Origin of the sequence: Fundicoccus culcitae, from assembly GCF_024661895.1 — a bacterium.
GTDB lineage: Bacteria > Bacillota > Bacilli > Lactobacillales > Aerococcaceae > Fundicoccus_A > Fundicoccus_A culcitae.
Window position 1 is genome coordinate 1,170,250 of the sequence record NZ_CP102453.1, and the last position, 15,533, is coordinate 1,185,782.

Here is a 15,533-nt window from a genome sequence, read left to right on the forward strand (position 1 = left end):
AATATAAGCTAAATTTATAACCAAATTTCCTATTTAAATAGGATAAACTGAATTAATACATACAAAAACTGACTATAAAGCATGAATTGAGACATCCTTTATAGTCAGTTTAAAAAAAATCTATAAACTTAATTAACCTACATAGCCGTCATCGAGTGACTCAATTAAATCTTCAATAATAGGGGCTACTTTTTCAGGACTTTCGACTGCAATGAAGTGTCCATAGCCATCGATAACATGTAACTCTTTATCATCTGTTCCTGTTAAGCGTTCCATTGTACCTTTAGCCATCTCAACCGTGTAAATAGTATCGTCAGTCCCCTCAATAATTCTTACCGGGCATTTCACTTCGTGAACTCTATCTTTTATGTCAAAGAAGAAACAAATATCAAAGTCACCCCGTTTAAGGACAGACGTTTCAGTAGCAACGCCCCAACGGATGAAATCGAAACGGTCTTGTGACGTTTTACGACCTACCATTGAATCTGAGAATTCACGTTGAGTAACACCAACGTTGTTGGCAGGGTGTGTTAATAATGGAATCATACCGCTCGTATCTTCAACAGATGTATCATCATTTCCTTGCATACACACAACAGCTCTTACTTCATCTGGGTGTTCGATTGCCATGTGATAAACAATCCCACCTGACATAGAGCATCCTACATAGATGGGACGATCAACTCCTAGAGCTTTTGTAATATCCCAAATCCAATTACCATATTCATTATAGTCATTAACAACCGTGTTCCCTTGTAAGGGCATTGATTTACCATGGCCTGGTTGATCAGGCGCATAAATACGGTACTTATCTTTGAAAATATTCATTAAATCATGGTATTGGCGATTTTCACGACCAGCTGTATGCAGAGCGATAATAACACCTTTATCGGTTGGGCCATCATTGGTTTCTACATAAATTTTCACACCATTAACAGTGATATAGAATCCACGAACATAATCATGGTTATCTAAAACGGGTTGATTTGCTTCACGTATAGGGCGATCTGAATAAATTTCTTCGTTATCACGGATATATGAGTAAATACGGGCAATATGGGCTAAAGTCGTATTGAACTGACGATTTAATAGTTTAGGACCGTAAACTTTCCAACCTTCGTCATCCGCAAAATCGGTATTGATATATTGGATACTCCGTTGATAATTATCTTTTAAATGATCCCAAATACGCCCTTCGCCACCAACTCCAATATAGGTATTTTCATCAGCGTCAGGTTTGCCTACAGTAATTTCATCAATATGTCCATTAGTTAGATGTAGCGTGGCTACTTCATCATCTTCAATAATCATTATAGGTCCTGTATAATGTTCTGCCGCATAGTAACCTAAAAACTCTTCGCTACCATTACCATTTAAGAAATCTTGAACTTTTTCTAAGTTATCAATTAATTTCAAATTTTTCCCTCTTTTCATAATAATTACTTTATTCAGCCATAATATAATATACAGGCTGAATCTGCTTTACATATCTATTATAAACGCTTCCATTGGAAGAATTAATACTCTTTATATGCAAAAAAAACGCCCTATTATCCTTCTTTAATAGGAAAAATATTTCCATTTCAGAACCTTTTACACTATAAACAGCGATATATCAACTTTTTCAGTCTTTTTTTACACATAGATGCCTTTCTATGCCTAATAGTAAAGACTATACTTTTATGCTATATTTATAGAATAGTTATTAAATAAGTACATAATAAATATCACAACATTTATAGAGATATTTATTATAAGAAAGAAGGAGATGAAATGGGTATTTCTAGGAATAAGCCAACAATAATCACAGTAGCTCTTTCTGGATCCTTAGGGTCAAAAACACGTAATCCTAACACACCCGTGACCAATGATGAAATGATTGAAGATGCTTATCAATGTTATTTGAATGGTGCTTCAATTGCCCATATTCATGTTAAAGCAGACGATAAAGAAACCTATGAAATCAATCGCTCATCAATTAAATATATTATTGATGGTTTAGCTAAAAAATGTGATATGATTGTTAACGTTTCTACTTCAGGTGAAGAGGCTACTTATCAAGGCTTAAAAATAAAAGGCGAAATTGATCCTCTTCAAAAAAAGCGACTCAGTATATTAGATGAAAGACCCGAAATGGTTTCATATGATATCCCAACCATGAATTTAGGCGAGCAAGTTTTTATTAATCCTCGTCCCTTTTTAAGACAAGCTGGACTAAGAATGCAAGAATTATCCATTTTACCTGAAATTGAAATTTTCAATTTAAGTGATATCCATCAAGCCTCCCAATTAATTCAACAAGGTTATTTAGCTTCTAATGCTAACTTTCAACTTTGTTTAGGCGTTGAAGGAGGGACACCCGCAACGGTTAAAAACTTAGTCTTTTTACAGGATGCTTTGCCTTCAGGCGTAAATTGGAGCGCTTTTGGAATAGGTAGTATGCATTTGCCAATTATGTTTACAACGCTTGCTCTAGGAGGTAATATTCGCGTAGGCTTAGAAGATAATCTGTATTATTCTTATGGTCAATTAACTTCAAATGTTGAGCTAGTTCAAAGAGCTGCTAGAGTAGTTAAGGAGTTCGGAAATGGTGTTGCAACTCCTAATGAAGCGAGAGAATTGTTAGGCATTCGACAGAGTTAATTAAAATATTTATAGAACAAAAAACTGGCTAACACAGCGATTAAACTTCATTTTACAGTTTAATCATTGTGTTAGCCAGTGCTCTATTATTTTCTATAAGGGTTTTCTACTTCTGTAATTGCATGTACTTCGTCTACGGATAAGCCTTTTATCTCTTCAGATGTCACATACTTAGTAATGGGTTCAAATGTGCCATCCCAATAAGCCATGTCAAAAGCTGGAATAAATTGAGTCCGACCATCTTTCATTCTGGCTGCAATATCTTCTTTAACAGCTTGGAAATCTTCCGTTTCAAAATCCCAAATAACCAAATATTGGTATTTATGCGGTTCTGATCCTAATTGGATATCTGATAATTTATAGTAGCGGCCACCTACATACCCAGGGATTCTTAATAAATCATGAAAATGTTGACCTACATACCAATCGATATATTCTTCTTCTTGACCTTCCGTAGGGTTACTTAATACCAACATGGAATATTTTTTCTTTTCTGCCATTTTTTACATTCTCCTTTTTTATTTTTAATTATTTTGATTACCTTGTTTATGCTTAGTTCCCTAGGCTAGCATCACTGTTAGCTCTACGTTCAGCAAAGATTTGTTTCAATCCAGGATATAGTACAACGATTGAACCAATTGATGTGATAACCATACCTATAGCCAAGTTTAATGTAATTGTTTCTCCAATAAAGATGGAAGAAATGATTGGTCCTAACGTTATTTTTAATAAGAAACAAACAGAAGCTTCAGTTGCACTTGTCAGTTCCATCCCTTTAAAGTAGCATAAGAATCCAATCCCAGTTTGTACAACCCAAATCCAAATTACCCAAGGCATAGATTCTAAAGTATACCCACCAAATAAATTGATGTATGATAATACTGGAAAACCATTAGCAGCAAAGAAATCGCCAATTGCAGGGATATTTGTTGCAAAAATAAAGACGAAAGTAACAAGGCCACCAATGATAGAAGTGAAACTGTTTGCTGCTAAACCACCCAATTTCTGAGTCGTACGCTTACCAATTACACTATATAAAGAGAAAGTGATAACAGTAATTAACATATAAAACAACCCGGTCATATTTAAAGGTTGTCCAAAAGGATTTACAATAATAAATACACCAATTAACGAAAGAACAATCATCCACAATTTATTTTTTGTTAATGGTTCTTTGAATAACCAACGCGAGAATAATGCCGTTGTAACTGGATTAGTACATAGTAGAACTGCAGCAACGGACGCGGGAATTAATGCTAACGCCATTTGATAGAAAGTCATTGAAATAGTAACATTTAAAATACCACATAATACGATGTCAAAAATATCTCTACTTGTTAGTTGAATTTTATTCGTACTTTTAGTTCCTATATCATTTTTCTTCAAATGTTTTATAGCGAATGGTAATAATACTAAACCCCCAAAAAAGAAACGTGTAGCAACAAATTGCACAGCATTAAATTGACCCCCTACTGTTTTGAAAATAGGCTCAGCCATACTAAAAATGATTGTTGTTAAAAGAATGTAAAAATATCCTAGTTTGATATTTTGTGTTGACTTAACACTAGTCATGCTTTTTTCCTCCTAGACATAAGACTTTGCAATCTTACGTATTAATTTTTTTGAATTCGGTAATACTAAAATCTTATAATGCCATGATTTTACGATGTATGAAGATGTTTAAACTTGAATGATCACCTATCTTCTACTGTTAAAAGCGTAATTATATATCGATTTGAGATAAGTACCTCCTTTTTAAATAGTAATCTGTGAAATTACTATTAATAAATTTCTTTTTTTGTCTTAAATAACAATTTATTCCTTATGCAACAGATTCCAAGTTTTAAATCATTATTTCTGTTTGCGGTTTCATTATAATAATTACCTATCAAAACTAAAATACGATAATTGAATGAATATTCTACTGTTTTTTACTACTTTTGTAGGTGTAGAAGCACTTAAAAGCTTTTATTAAACCATACTTTCATATTTTTATACTAAACAACAAAGCACGGTTGAATGAGCGTCGCTCCTTCAACCGTGCTTTTCAATTATTTAATAAATAACCACTTTCCATAAGTAACTAATGCTGCAACAACTGCCTCAGGTTGTTCTGGAATCAATGAATGGCTAGCATTTGGAATTTCTACGGTTAATACTCTCTCTCCAAATAAATCACGCATTTCATTTGCTCTTTCTTTCGGTGCAAATGGATCTAATTCAGCTCTCACTTCAAAGATAGGAACTTGACCACCAGCATCCCACCATTCATCTTGCGGAGATAATTTTGTTGCTTCTGTGTGAAGTACTTTAGTTTCCTGGTACCACCCACTTAACCATTTTGTAGCATCGCCATTTGGACCAAAGAAAGCCATTTTAATAAATTCAACTCTTTCATCGTCTGGTAATGTTAAATCACTGCTTTTAGCTAAAGCTTGGCTTATTTCGGGCAAGAACTCACCTTTAGCAGCTGCAGCTAACACACAAATTCCTTTAACTAAATCAGGTCTAGTTACTGCTACAATACGAGCAATCCAGTTACCGAATGCATGACCAACAATAAATGAAGATTTAATATTTTCTGTGTCTAAAACAAGACTGACTTCTGCAGCTAAATCATATAATGAAACATCAGTCATTGGTCCAGTAGAGTTATTTATTCCACGATATTCCGGCCTGATAACCTTAAATCCTTGACTTGCAATTGAAGGAACAATTTCATCAAAATCAGATTGACTCCTACCTTTTGAAGGTAATAAAACGAGAGGCAATCCTTCACCATCAACATAATATTCAACAGTAACATCATCCAAATGAGCTAATTTTATCTCTGTCAACTTTACTCCTCCTCGTAATAAATATCTCTTAAAAAACGATTGGCATCCAGTAATAAACAGTTAAAACTATCATAAATAAACTTACGACGACTTGTGGTAAACCAAGTTTTAGCATTTCACCCATAGTAAAGTTATTTGTAGAGTAAAGTACACCCATTGCTGGTGTACCACTAGGAAATGTAAATGCAAAACCTGCTCCAAGTGCGGCTACAGTCATAAGTGGCAGCGGATCTGCGCCGATTGAGTTTGCTAAAGTTGCTGCTATTGGAATTAAAATTGTACCAGTTGCAGTATTTGGTGCCATTTGTGTCACTAGAATTGCTAATAAAGCAACCATGAACATAACAACTATTAATGAACTGTTTTCGAAAACCAATAATTGGTTACCAATCCATTGAGCTAGATCAGTACCTGAGAATCCGGCTGCCAAAGCCATTCCTCCACCAATCATTAATAAAACGTCCCAAGAAATATTTTTAATATCGCCTTTACCAAGTAATTTTTGACTACTTTTTTCTTTTGATGGCACAGAGAATAATACAATCGTTGCAACCATTGCAATCATACCGTCGTTAATTCCAGGAATTAAATCGGACCACAAGAAAGTTCTTGTTACCCAGAAAAATACTGTTACGATAAATGTAATTCCAACAACTTTTTGCTCAAAGGTTAAACCTTGGCTTTTTGCCTGTTCCTCTTTAATAAATTCAGCAGCACCTTCTGAAGTATCTACATCAATTTTGTACATAACTTTTAAAGTTACGAAGTAACTTACAACCAATTGTACTAATGCAATTGGAAACTCAAATAACATAAATGATCCAAAGGGAACATCGATGCCATATAATTCGTTCGCAAAACCTGCTAAAGATGTATTAGTAGGTGTCCCAATTAGAGTCATACTTCCCCCGATAATGGCACCAAAGACAACAGCTACCATTAAGATTTTTTACAATTTAATTGAGTTATCTTCTGTATATGAACCCTGTTTTTTCATTAATTCTGTAACTTTTAAATGAATAGCGCTTGCAATTGGTAATAACATTAAAGCTGTAGCAACATTTGAAACCCACATTGAAATAAATGTTGCTGTTAAAAGTAAACCAATATACAATTTATTCGTACTTGTACCTACTAAACTAATTACTTTTAATGCAATAACATTATGTAATCCCCATTTTTCGATTGCAATACCTATAACAAAACCTCCTAATAATAGGAAAACAGTTGAGTTACCATAAGCACTTGCAACAGCTCCGGCTGATAAGGAATTAAAGATTGGTAATAATACTAAAGGTAATAAACCAGTAATCCCTGAAGGGATGAATTCAACCATCCACCAGATACCCATCCAAGTTAAACTTGCTAGGACGTTTTTGCCTTCAAATGTAAGCCCTTCTAGTGGTATGAGCAAGATAATTAAGTAAAATAGTGGACCTGCCAAAAATTTGATTAAATCTTTTGTCTGAAAGCTTAATTTTGTATTAGACACGTTGTCTCCTCCTCAAACATAAATTTTATATGAGTGATTTTTATTTTTAAAGCATTGAATTGTTTTCCATTTGTATACTTTTACAAAAAAAGACATATTGATACTTTCACTATTTAAGAACTAAAATTAGAATCCTTAAATAGTGAAAATTAATTTGTTACTATATACTAAATCACTCCTTCAGCACGGAAAGTAGCAATTTCATCATCTGAATATCCCAAATCTTTTAAGATTTCATCTGTATGTTCGCCTAATAATGGAGATGAACCTCTAACATACGGAGATGTTTTGGACATTTTAATCCCTTGATTAGTAATCTCGACATCGCCAATAGTTGGATGATTAACCGTTGTAAACATTTCACGAACATTCACATGTTCATTTTCATACATTTGGGGAACTGTCAATGCTGCTCCGGCAGGTAACCCATTACTTAGTAATAAAGATTCTAGTTCATGAACTTCAAAATTGCGTGTCCACTCATTCACAATATCATCTAAAGCAGGATAATTAGCTACACGTAATTGGTTCGTTTCAAAACGTGGATCCGTTAATAATTCTTTTTGATCCATTACTTCAACTAGCTTATTCCACGCACGATCACCCAATGCCATTAAAACCAGATTGCCATCTTTGCATTCATACAATCCCCCAGGTGCACCAGCTAAATAGCCGTTACCACGACGAGTTGGAATATAACTTTTGTCGGTTAAATAACCTTGAACGACTGAAGACATACTTACAATAGTTGCATCTAATAATGAAACGTCAATGTATTGACCTTCACCTGTCTTATTACGATATTCTAAAGCTGCTAACACACCGATTACAGCATTTTGTGCAGCCATGACATCAGCAATGGAGGCACCTGCTCGAACTGGTGGGTTTTCTGGATATCCCGTGATATCCATCATACCACTCATAGCTTGTGCTAACGGATCATAACCCGCTCTTTGTGAGTAAGGACCTGTTTGGCCAAATCCAGAAACGGAGGCCATGATAATTTGAGGATTAATTTTACGCAATTCTTCATAACCAAAACCAAGTTTTTCCATAACACCCGGACGGAAGTTTTCTAAAACAACATCCGCTTTTTCAACTAATTTAACTAAGATGTCACGACCTTTTTTCATATCAAGCGTCATACCACGTTTGCTTCGATTAAATTGAATAAAATAAGTCGATTCGCCATCTTTCATTGGCAAATTGTCTCGAGCATTGTCTCCACCTTGAGGCATTTCAATTTTAATAACGTCAGCACCTAAATCAGCTAACATGGCCGCGGCAAAAGGGGCAGCAATAACACGTCCTAAGTCAAGCACTTTTAACCCCTCTAAGGCTGAACCTTTAGTGTATTCCATCTATTCATTCCCTCCCAAATTGTCTTTTTCATTTCCTAAGATTAAAACGGCACTCATTTGTGGTGGGCCACCAAATGTATGGCTTAACCCTAAGTTAGCTTTACCTAATTGACGTTTTGGATTATCAACTTCATGTAAAATTTGTTTATATACTTCATATGTCATACGAATTCCTGAAGCACCAACTGGGTGACCAAATGATTTTAAGCCTCCATCCGAGTTAACCGGAAGTCCACCATCTAATTCAAAAAATCCATTGTCAATATCAATTTTTGCTTTCCCAGGCTCACTAAATCCAAAGTCTTCATAAATTAGCATTTCGGTAATGGAGAAACAGTCATGAACCTCAGCAAGATCTAATTCTTCACGTGGATTAGTTATACCAGCCATTTTGTATGCTTCGCTGGAAGATTTTTTTAATGAATTAAAGCTTGTCCAAGAAAAGCCCGGACGGTTATGAGGGAATACGGCATCCGTTGAAACCGCAAACCCTTTAACATAAGCAAATTTATCTTTGATTGTTTTTGCCACTTCTTCAGTCGTAATAATTGCACAGGCTGAACCATCTGAATTACCAGCACAGTCATACAAACCTAAAGGATCAGCAATAATGGGCGCATTTAATACTTTCTCTAGAGACACTTCACTTTGGAAATGAGCTCTTTTCGATAAAGTCCCATTTTTATGGTTTTTAACGGCAATTTTACCAATAGTTTCTCGGCCTTCTTGATGAGTGAGACCATACTGGTGGAAATAACGCGTTCCGATTAAAGCAAATGATCCTGGTGCCGTTCTTCTAGCTTCTAAAACGGGACTTTGTCCACGGCCCACGCCTAAACCTGGGTAACCTGTATCTTTAAGCTTTTCAGCTCCTAAAGCCATGACTACTTTATGACGACCAGAAGCAACATCTTGAATTGCTTCGATTAACGCAATATGACCGGATGTACAATAGTTTTCATTACGTACAATGGGAATATCTTGAACTTTTAAAGTATCCGCAACAGCCGTTGCAGCAATATTATTCTCCATTCCATTCCCATAATAGATAGCTTCAATCGCTTCAATTGGAACTTTTGAATCTTCTAAAGCTTCGGTTGTTGATTCAATAATTAAATCGGAAATGGATGCGTCCCATCTCTCACCGAATTTAGAGCAACCCATACCTAAAATAACGACATTATCTTTAATTTTCAATCTTAATCAACCTTTCTTCTTAGTGGTCTAACTTTCCAGTAATAATTAGGGAAGTTGGCTAAATTATGAATTTTTCTAAGAGTAAATTCTAATTCCATATCAATTCCAACTTCATTAACATCAAAGTCAGTCATGTTCATATAGAATCTAGTACCATGTTGATCTTCTACCACCGATTGAACAACAACTGGATCATCAGAACGTCCTGCCAGATTATCAATTGAATAAGTAAATAAGGTTGTAACTTCTTCTTGTTTGTTTACTTTTTCAAAGTTATCTAATGAACGGCAATGATAACAAATACGTTCTTGTGGGAAAATATGGTTACCACATTCATTACATTTACTACCATATAACTTCAAGTAAGTTTCTTGCTCTCTCCAAGTTTGAGAAGTTGAGCCAGGAATCTTATAATCTTCACCTGGTTTAGCTTCAATAATGCCTCTAAATGATAAGAAGCGTCCATATTCATTAAAGCTAGCTCTATTATCTAAGTACTTATCAGTCGAGTTTTGCTTGATAATTTGTTCTTTTTCATCAGTAACAGTTAATGCAATGGCATCTGCTCCATTACCATAGTTAACAACCAAAATACGTTCGCCCGCATTTGCTCTTTCAATGGCTTGAACTAAATGGAATAAAGGTTGAGATGCACCTAAAACACCATTTTCAGCAAATGACGCATTCACAATTTTTTCTGGGTCAAGTTTTAATTTTTTAGCAGCTTTTAAGTGGCTCCTTTCATCAATTGAAACAAATACTATGTGTTCGAAATCATCAGCCGTTAAATTATTATCTTCAAATAATTTTTCTACAGCTTTTTTAACTGATGGTAAGTAACCCGATTCATAAATAAATCTACCTTCTGCATTTCTTACATAGGTGTCATCAATATTCCGCCACATATCAACGATTTCAGTTTGTACCGTTGCAAATGCATCAATTGTCGCAACAACATGTTCAGTTCCTACAACTACCGCTGCTGCACCATCTGCAAAATGAGATTCTTGATCTGATTTTGGATAACCATTTCTTTTATCGGAAGCAACAACAAGAACATTGTTTGTTTCTCCAGCCTTAACTTCCATATAAGCCCCACGTAACGCTGCCGTCGCTGATCGCATTGAAGAATTATAATCTGCAGTTGTTACATTTTCATTTAAATCTAAAACTGTGCTAATCAATGTAGCATTTGATTTTTCTGCATAAGGCACCGTAGTTGAAGCAAAAAATAATCCTCCAATTTCATTTCTTGATAAATATCTAAAAGTATCTAAGCCAGCTTCAACTGCCATAGTAATTGAATCTTCATCTGAATTACAGATAGCTTTTTTGCCTTTACCACGGGTACCCCAAGCTTCGCCTATCTTTGATCTTTCAAAGTAATAGTATGGTAGATAAGCTCCTAATGAAGTAATCCCAACTTTCTTTTGTTCTACCAATATCTTTCTCCCCTTTAATCATTGATTTTTGTTTGCGATTTCATTATAATGATTAACTATAAGAACTAAAATACTATAATCTGATGAATATCACTGTGTTTTTCACTACTTTTATAGGAGGAAAAAATTGGAAACACCATTTATATTAATTAGTGACGTCTGTGAGAATTCGTTTTTTCAAGATAATATCTATTTTATGGCTGGTCGTAAAGGCGCTCAAAATAAAGTCAGTCAAATTTCAGTGATGGAAGTCGAAGATTATGTCGATTTTGATTTAGGTGAAAACTTACTAGTATTAACCACTTTTTCTTTCTGTCAATCAGATGAATGTAAAATGCTAGCAATAATTAAAAAGTTAGTAAAGAAGAATATTTCTGGGTTAATTGTTAAATTAAATCGCTATATCACTAACATTCCTGCTGAAATTTTAGATTTTGCAAATGAAAATGATTTTCCTATTTTTATCATTGACAGTGATATTGCATTTAGATCAATCATTAATCATTTTTATGAACTGATTATCCATAAACAGTATGAAACTATTTTCCAAATGAATAATATGTATCAATCGCTCTATAATTCATTAACAACGGATATGACAACTGAACAATATATAGAAAAATTGGATATTTCTGACGATTTGGATTATTACATAGAGTCACAAGATGAAGTTTTTTACACGTCGCCATCATTGGCCAATAACAACGACCCCTATTTATATGATTATGATGAAGCAGATGGACATTTTATAACTAAGAGAGAAAAGTACGATGGTTTTGAAGAAGTAACCTATCAAAAAAGAACATTATTAGTTTTTCCAATTAAAACAGCTTCGTTTAAATTAGGTCAAATAATCATTTTTTCAACGGCTGAAGAATTATCGCTAGTCGAAAGGATGGCATTTACGCAATTAGCTTCATACCTATCTATAAAACTCAATGAATTAAGAATGAACCAAAGAGAAAAACTAATCAGTAATGGTCGAATTTATAGTGAACTTGCCGAAAGTACCAAATTAAATAAATTAAAATCCGAGAGTTTACTCTTTTCAACGGGAATCTCTCCGTCCGAAAATTACTGCATTATTTTTGTTTCATTTATTGATCCGAATTTATCGTATGACGATATCGAAAGAATAATAAATAAATACTCCAATATATTCTTTGAAAATTCAACTAACTATTTTATTGGATATACTGCAACTGGCTTTAGAATCATTTTTGGATTAGGTAATGATCCCACTCAAAAAAATCATTTGTTTAATAATTTCTTGAAAACACTAAAAGACATATTTATTTATGAAAATATTCCATTTAAAATTGGAATTTCACAACCTTTTGATGATCCAACACAAATACCATCCGCACATTTACAAGCAAAAAGCACCATTGAAATCAGTAGAAAAATCCCTGGTTATCAAGATGCGATATTTTATAGAGATATTTGGGATATTGATTTAATTAGACAATTCATTAACTCTTATCAATATAATCAAATTAATACAAAGGTTTTAAACCCCTTAATTGAATATGATGCCTGCCATCAAGTGAAGTTGTTCGAGACTTTAGAAGCTGTCGTACTGAATGATTCATTAAAAGATGTTTCCGAAAAATTATTCATCCACATCACAACCTTAAGATACCGGTTAGATAAAATTGAGCAACTTACAGGCTACAACTTTCAAACGAATAGAGGAAAATATGTGCTAACAACTGCATATTTTGCATTTGTTTTTAACGAGAATTAATTTTAATTATTCAATTATTTATCTTTACAATCTAATATTTATTCTGTATTGGATGACAATGAAACATTCTTGTTAAATTACACCAATGATAGTTTCTAATTCATACAAAAATATTTCTAAAAACTAATATCCTAACACTAACACAAAACAAAAAAGCGACTATCACATACAATTTTTTGTGATAATCGCTTTTTTGTTTTGTGTTGGTCTCTATATTGTCTTTTTAAAATTTATTATAAACTATATTCCAAATTCTCAACAATTGTGGCAATTCCTAAGCCACCAGCAATACATAAAGTAACTAACCCATATCTTTTTCCAGTCCGTTTTAATTCATGCATTAGCTTAGTCATCAAAATTGCGCCAGTTGCACCAATTGGGTGTCCTAATGCGATAGCCCCACCATTTGGATTCACTTTTTTGCTATCAAATGGTAACCCAAATTCTTTAAAGAAAGCTAATGATTGTGCTGCAAAAGCTTCATTTAATTCAATTACATCAATATCATCGATAGTTAAACCAGCTTTTTCTAAAGCTTTTTTAGTTGCAGGTATTGGACCTAATCCCATTGTATTCGGGTCTACACCGCCCGTTCCTTGAGAAATAACACGGACACCACTCTTATAACCTAACTCTTTTGCTTTGTCTTCCGACATAACTAGTAAAGCAGCGGCTCCATCATTTCGACCACTAGCATTCCCAGCAGTAGTAGTTCCATCTTTAGAAAACACTGGTCTTAATTTCGCTAATTGCTCCATCGATGTAGCACGTGGATGTTCATCCGTATCAAAGATAAAACTTGATTTACGCTCTTTAATTTCAACTGGTACAATTTCTTCTTTAAAGTACCCTTGTTCAATTGCGTGTTGAGCTCGCTCTTGAGATTGTAAAGCAAAAGCATCTTGCTCTTCACGGGTAAAATGATATTGAGCAGCTACATTATCAGATGTTAAGCCCATTGTAATATCTTCACCATATACTTCAGGTGGTTGAGAGCCGGGTTGGCTAGCTGTATTTGGATCTTTTAACAAAATATTTCCTGCGGTTACTCCGAACCGTACTCCATTTACATAATAGGGTGCCGTACTCATTGATTCGGCTCCGCCAGCTAAAACAATATCGGCATTCTCACTCTGAATTTGTTGTACTGCGTTATTTATTGATTGAAGTCCTGATCCACATTGGCGATGAACAGTATAACCTGGAACTGTTAATGGTAAATCTGATCTTAAAGAAGCAACTCGAGCAAGGTTCGATAAATCTGCTGTTTGTTTCGCTTGTCCTAGAATCACTTCGTCAATCGATTCAGTATTAATACCCGTTCGCTTTACTAATTCACGTATAACTACTTCAGCCAAACGATCTGCTTCTAATTTTCCCATGCTTCCACCTAGTTTACCAATAGGTGTTCTAACTGAATCAACAATTACAACATTTTTCATTCTTTTCCTCCTGAATTATTCTTTTACTTCATTATTTTCTTGCAAGTCTACTTTAAATTCACCTTGAGTTTTCTCTTGAACTTCTTCTAATGTTGCACCTGGCATTAATTCAATCAAAGTCATTTCATCATTTTCAAAGGTAAAGACAGCTAATTCAGTAATTAGCATATCAATTTGGCGAGTTGAAGTAATTGGGTAGTCACATTTCTTCACAATTTTAGCTTCGCCAGTTTTTGTGGTATGTGTCATTGTACAAATGACTTTTTTAGCTCCACTAAGTAAATCCATCGCTCCTCCAACACCGATTATGTTTTTGCCAGGAATGGACCAATTAGCAATTCTACCCGTTTGATCTGCTTGCAATACACCTAAGACTGTGACATCAATATGCCCGCCACGAATCATACCGAATGAATCTGCACTATTAAAATAAGCAGAACCTGATACTTCAGTAATTGGAAATTTACCCGCATTAACTAAGTTTGGATCGAGATTGTCTGGGTCTTCAGGACCAACTCCTAGCATCCCATTTTCAGTATGTAAATAGACTTCATCATCGTCTAAATAATCTGGAATTAAGGTAGGAACTCCAATCCCTAAGTTAACAATACAAGGACCAACTAATTCCTTTGCTGCACGTTCGGCGATTAAATTTTGAATATTGTTTTTTGTTGTCATCGACTAACAACCCCCTCATTAGTTAATATATCGGTAGCTAATACAATAGCATCCACATATAGATGTTGTGTAACAACTGATTCAGGATCTAATTCTCCAACTTCCACAATTTCGTCCACTTCAACAATTACATAGTCTGCGGCTGTCGCCATTGTTGGATTGAAGTTACGTGCTGTTTTATAATAGACTAAATTTCCTAATTTATCTGCTTTGTGAGCACGAATTAAAGCTACATTCCCTCTTAAGGCTTTTTCTAAAATATACTTTTTCCCATTAAATTCACGTTCTTCTTTTCCTAATGCTAAATCGGTTCCTTGGGCTGTGGGTGTATAAAAAGCAGGTATTCCAGCACCTCCAGCACGCATTCTCTCAACCATTGTACCTTGAGGGTTAAGTTCTAATTCAATTTCTCCTCGTAAATAGGCATCACCAACATCACGATTACTTGTAAAATATGAACCTATACCTTTAGAAATTTTTCCTTGATTTAATAGTTTACCTAATCCTTTACCTTGTTCTCCTAAATTATTACTTACAATAGTTAAATTTGATACATCTAGTTGTGTAAGTCCTTCAATAAGGCTTAGAGGTGCACCAATTAAACCAAACCCACCCACTAGTAACGTGTCGCCACTTTTTACAACTTCTAAAGCTTCTAATACGGAATCTTTAATTTTATTCATAACTTTTTCCT

General features: G+C 34.4%; 12 protein-coding genes and 1 pseudogene. 2 read left to right on the forward strand and 11 right to left on the reverse strand.

What is annotated here, in order from left to right; genetic code table 11:
- Positions 1 to 132: 132 nt before the first annotated feature.
- Positions 133 to 1,416: an alpha/beta fold hydrolase gene (locus NRE15_RS05375; RefSeq protein WP_313794571.1), complete on the reverse strand. Its 1,284-nt coding sequence runs from the start codon at positions 1,414 to 1,416 to the stop codon at positions 133 to 135.
- 357 nt (positions 1,417 to 1,773) lie between these two features.
- On the opposite strand from NRE15_RS05375, the gene NRE15_RS05380 reads away from it, so the two are divergent.
- Complete coding sequence (locus NRE15_RS05380; RefSeq protein WP_313794572.1) at positions 1,774 to 2,643, forward strand: BKACE family enzyme; 870 nt, start codon at positions 1,774 to 1,776, stop codon at positions 2,641 to 2,643.
- 86 nt (positions 2,644 to 2,729) lie between these two features.
- On the opposite strand, the gene NRE15_RS05385 is transcribed toward NRE15_RS05380, so the two are convergent.
- The 7 genes and pseudogenes from NRE15_RS05385 to NRE15_RS05415 all read right to left on the reverse strand — a co-directional run bounded on the left by NRE15_RS05385 (position 2,730) and on the right by NRE15_RS05415 (position 10,972).
- A complete protein-coding gene (locus NRE15_RS05385) occupies positions 2,730 to 3,143 on the reverse strand; it encodes a hypothetical protein (RefSeq protein WP_313794573.1) in 414 nt (137 codons plus the stop codon).
- 52 nt (positions 3,144 to 3,195) lie between these two features.
- A complete protein-coding gene (locus tag NRE15_RS05390) occupies positions 3,196 to 4,215 on the reverse strand; it encodes a DMT family transporter (RefSeq protein WP_313794574.1) in 1,020 nt (339 codons plus the stop codon).
- A gap of 479 nt (positions 4,216 to 4,694) precedes the next feature.
- The gene (locus tag NRE15_RS05395) at positions 4,695 to 5,480 is read right to left on the reverse strand and encodes an alpha/beta fold hydrolase (RefSeq protein WP_313794575.1); all 786 of its coding nucleotides are present in this window, start codon (positions 5,478 to 5,480) and stop codon (positions 4,695 to 4,697) included.
- Between the two features lie 28 nt (positions 5,481 to 5,508).
- Positions 5,509 to 6,972, reverse strand: a pseudogene (locus NRE15_RS05400) (SLC13 family permease).
- A 167-nt stretch (positions 6,973 to 7,139) separates the two neighbouring features.
- A complete protein-coding gene (locus NRE15_RS05405; protein WP_313794576.1) occupies positions 7,140 to 8,333 on the reverse strand; it encodes a CaiB/BaiF CoA transferase family protein in 1,194 nt (397 codons plus the stop codon).
- Positions 8,334 to 9,530: an acetyl-CoA acetyltransferase gene (locus NRE15_RS05410; protein WP_313794577.1), complete on the reverse strand. Its 1,197-nt coding sequence runs from the start codon at positions 9,528 to 9,530 to the stop codon at positions 8,334 to 8,336.
- A gap of 2 nt (positions 9,531 to 9,532) precedes the next feature.
- Complete coding sequence (locus NRE15_RS05415; protein ID WP_313794578.1) at positions 9,533 to 10,972, reverse strand: 3-oxoacyl-[acyl-carrier-protein] synthase III C-terminal domain-containing protein; 1,440 nt, start codon at positions 10,970 to 10,972, stop codon at positions 9,533 to 9,535.
- A 127-nt stretch (positions 10,973 to 11,099) separates the two neighbouring features.
- On the opposite strand from NRE15_RS05415, the gene NRE15_RS05420 reads away from it, so the two are divergent.
- Positions 11,100 to 12,719: a PucR family transcriptional regulator gene (locus tag NRE15_RS05420; RefSeq protein ID WP_313794579.1), complete on the forward strand. Its 1,620-nt coding sequence runs from the start codon at positions 11,100 to 11,102 to the stop codon at positions 12,717 to 12,719.
- Positions 12,720 to 12,952: 233 nt separating this feature from the next.
- On the opposite strand, the gene NRE15_RS05425 is transcribed toward NRE15_RS05420, so the two are convergent.
- The 3 genes from NRE15_RS05425 to NRE15_RS05435 are packed head-to-tail and all read right to left on the reverse strand — an operon-like array spanning position 12,953 to position 15,522.
- Positions 12,953 to 14,161: a thiolase family protein gene (locus NRE15_RS05425; RefSeq protein ID WP_313794580.1), complete on the reverse strand. Its 1,209-nt coding sequence runs from the start codon at positions 14,159 to 14,161 to the stop codon at positions 12,953 to 12,955.
- Between the two features lie 15 nt (positions 14,162 to 14,176).
- Positions 14,177 to 14,839 carry a 3-oxoacid CoA-transferase subunit B gene (locus NRE15_RS05430; protein WP_313794581.1) on the reverse strand — a complete coding sequence of 221 codons (663 nt, stop codon included), beginning with the start codon at positions 14,837 to 14,839 and terminating at the stop codon, positions 14,177 to 14,179.
- On the reverse strand, positions 14,836 to 15,522 hold the full coding sequence (locus NRE15_RS05435) for a CoA transferase subunit A (protein ID WP_313794582.1): 687 nt from the start codon (positions 15,520 to 15,522) through the stop codon (positions 14,836 to 14,838). Before NRE15_RS05435 ends, NRE15_RS05430 begins: the two co-directional genes overlap by 4 nt.
- Positions 15,523 to 15,533 lie beyond the last annotated feature (11 nt).

Bases quoted from the DNA above. Each gene is read 5' to 3' on its own strand.
- NRE15_RS05380 (WP_313794572.1), top strand. From the start codon at position 1,774: ATGGGTATTTCTAGGAATAAGCCAACAATAATCACAGTAGCTCTTTCT.
- NRE15_RS05385 (WP_313794573.1), bottom strand. From the start codon at position 3,143: ATGGCAGAAAAGAAAAAATATTCCATGTTGGTATTAAGTAACCCTACG.
- NRE15_RS05390 (WP_313794574.1), bottom strand. From the start codon at position 4,215: ATGACTAGTGTTAAGTCAACACAAAATATCAAACTAGGATATTTTTAC.
- NRE15_RS05405 (WP_313794576.1), bottom strand. From the start codon at position 8,333: ATGGAATACACTAAAGGTTCAGCCTTAGAGGGGTTAAAAGTGCTTGAC.
- NRE15_RS05425 (WP_313794580.1), bottom strand. From the start codon at position 14,161: ATGAAAAATGTTGTAATTGTTGATTCAGTTAGAACACCTATTGGTAAA.
- NRE15_RS05430 (WP_313794581.1), bottom strand. From the start codon at position 14,839: ATGACAACAAAAAACAATATTCAAAATTTAATCGCCGAACGTGCAGCA.
- NRE15_RS05435 (WP_313794582.1), bottom strand. From the start codon at position 15,522: ATGAATAAAATTAAAGATTCCGTATTAGAAGCTTTAGAAGTTGTAAAA.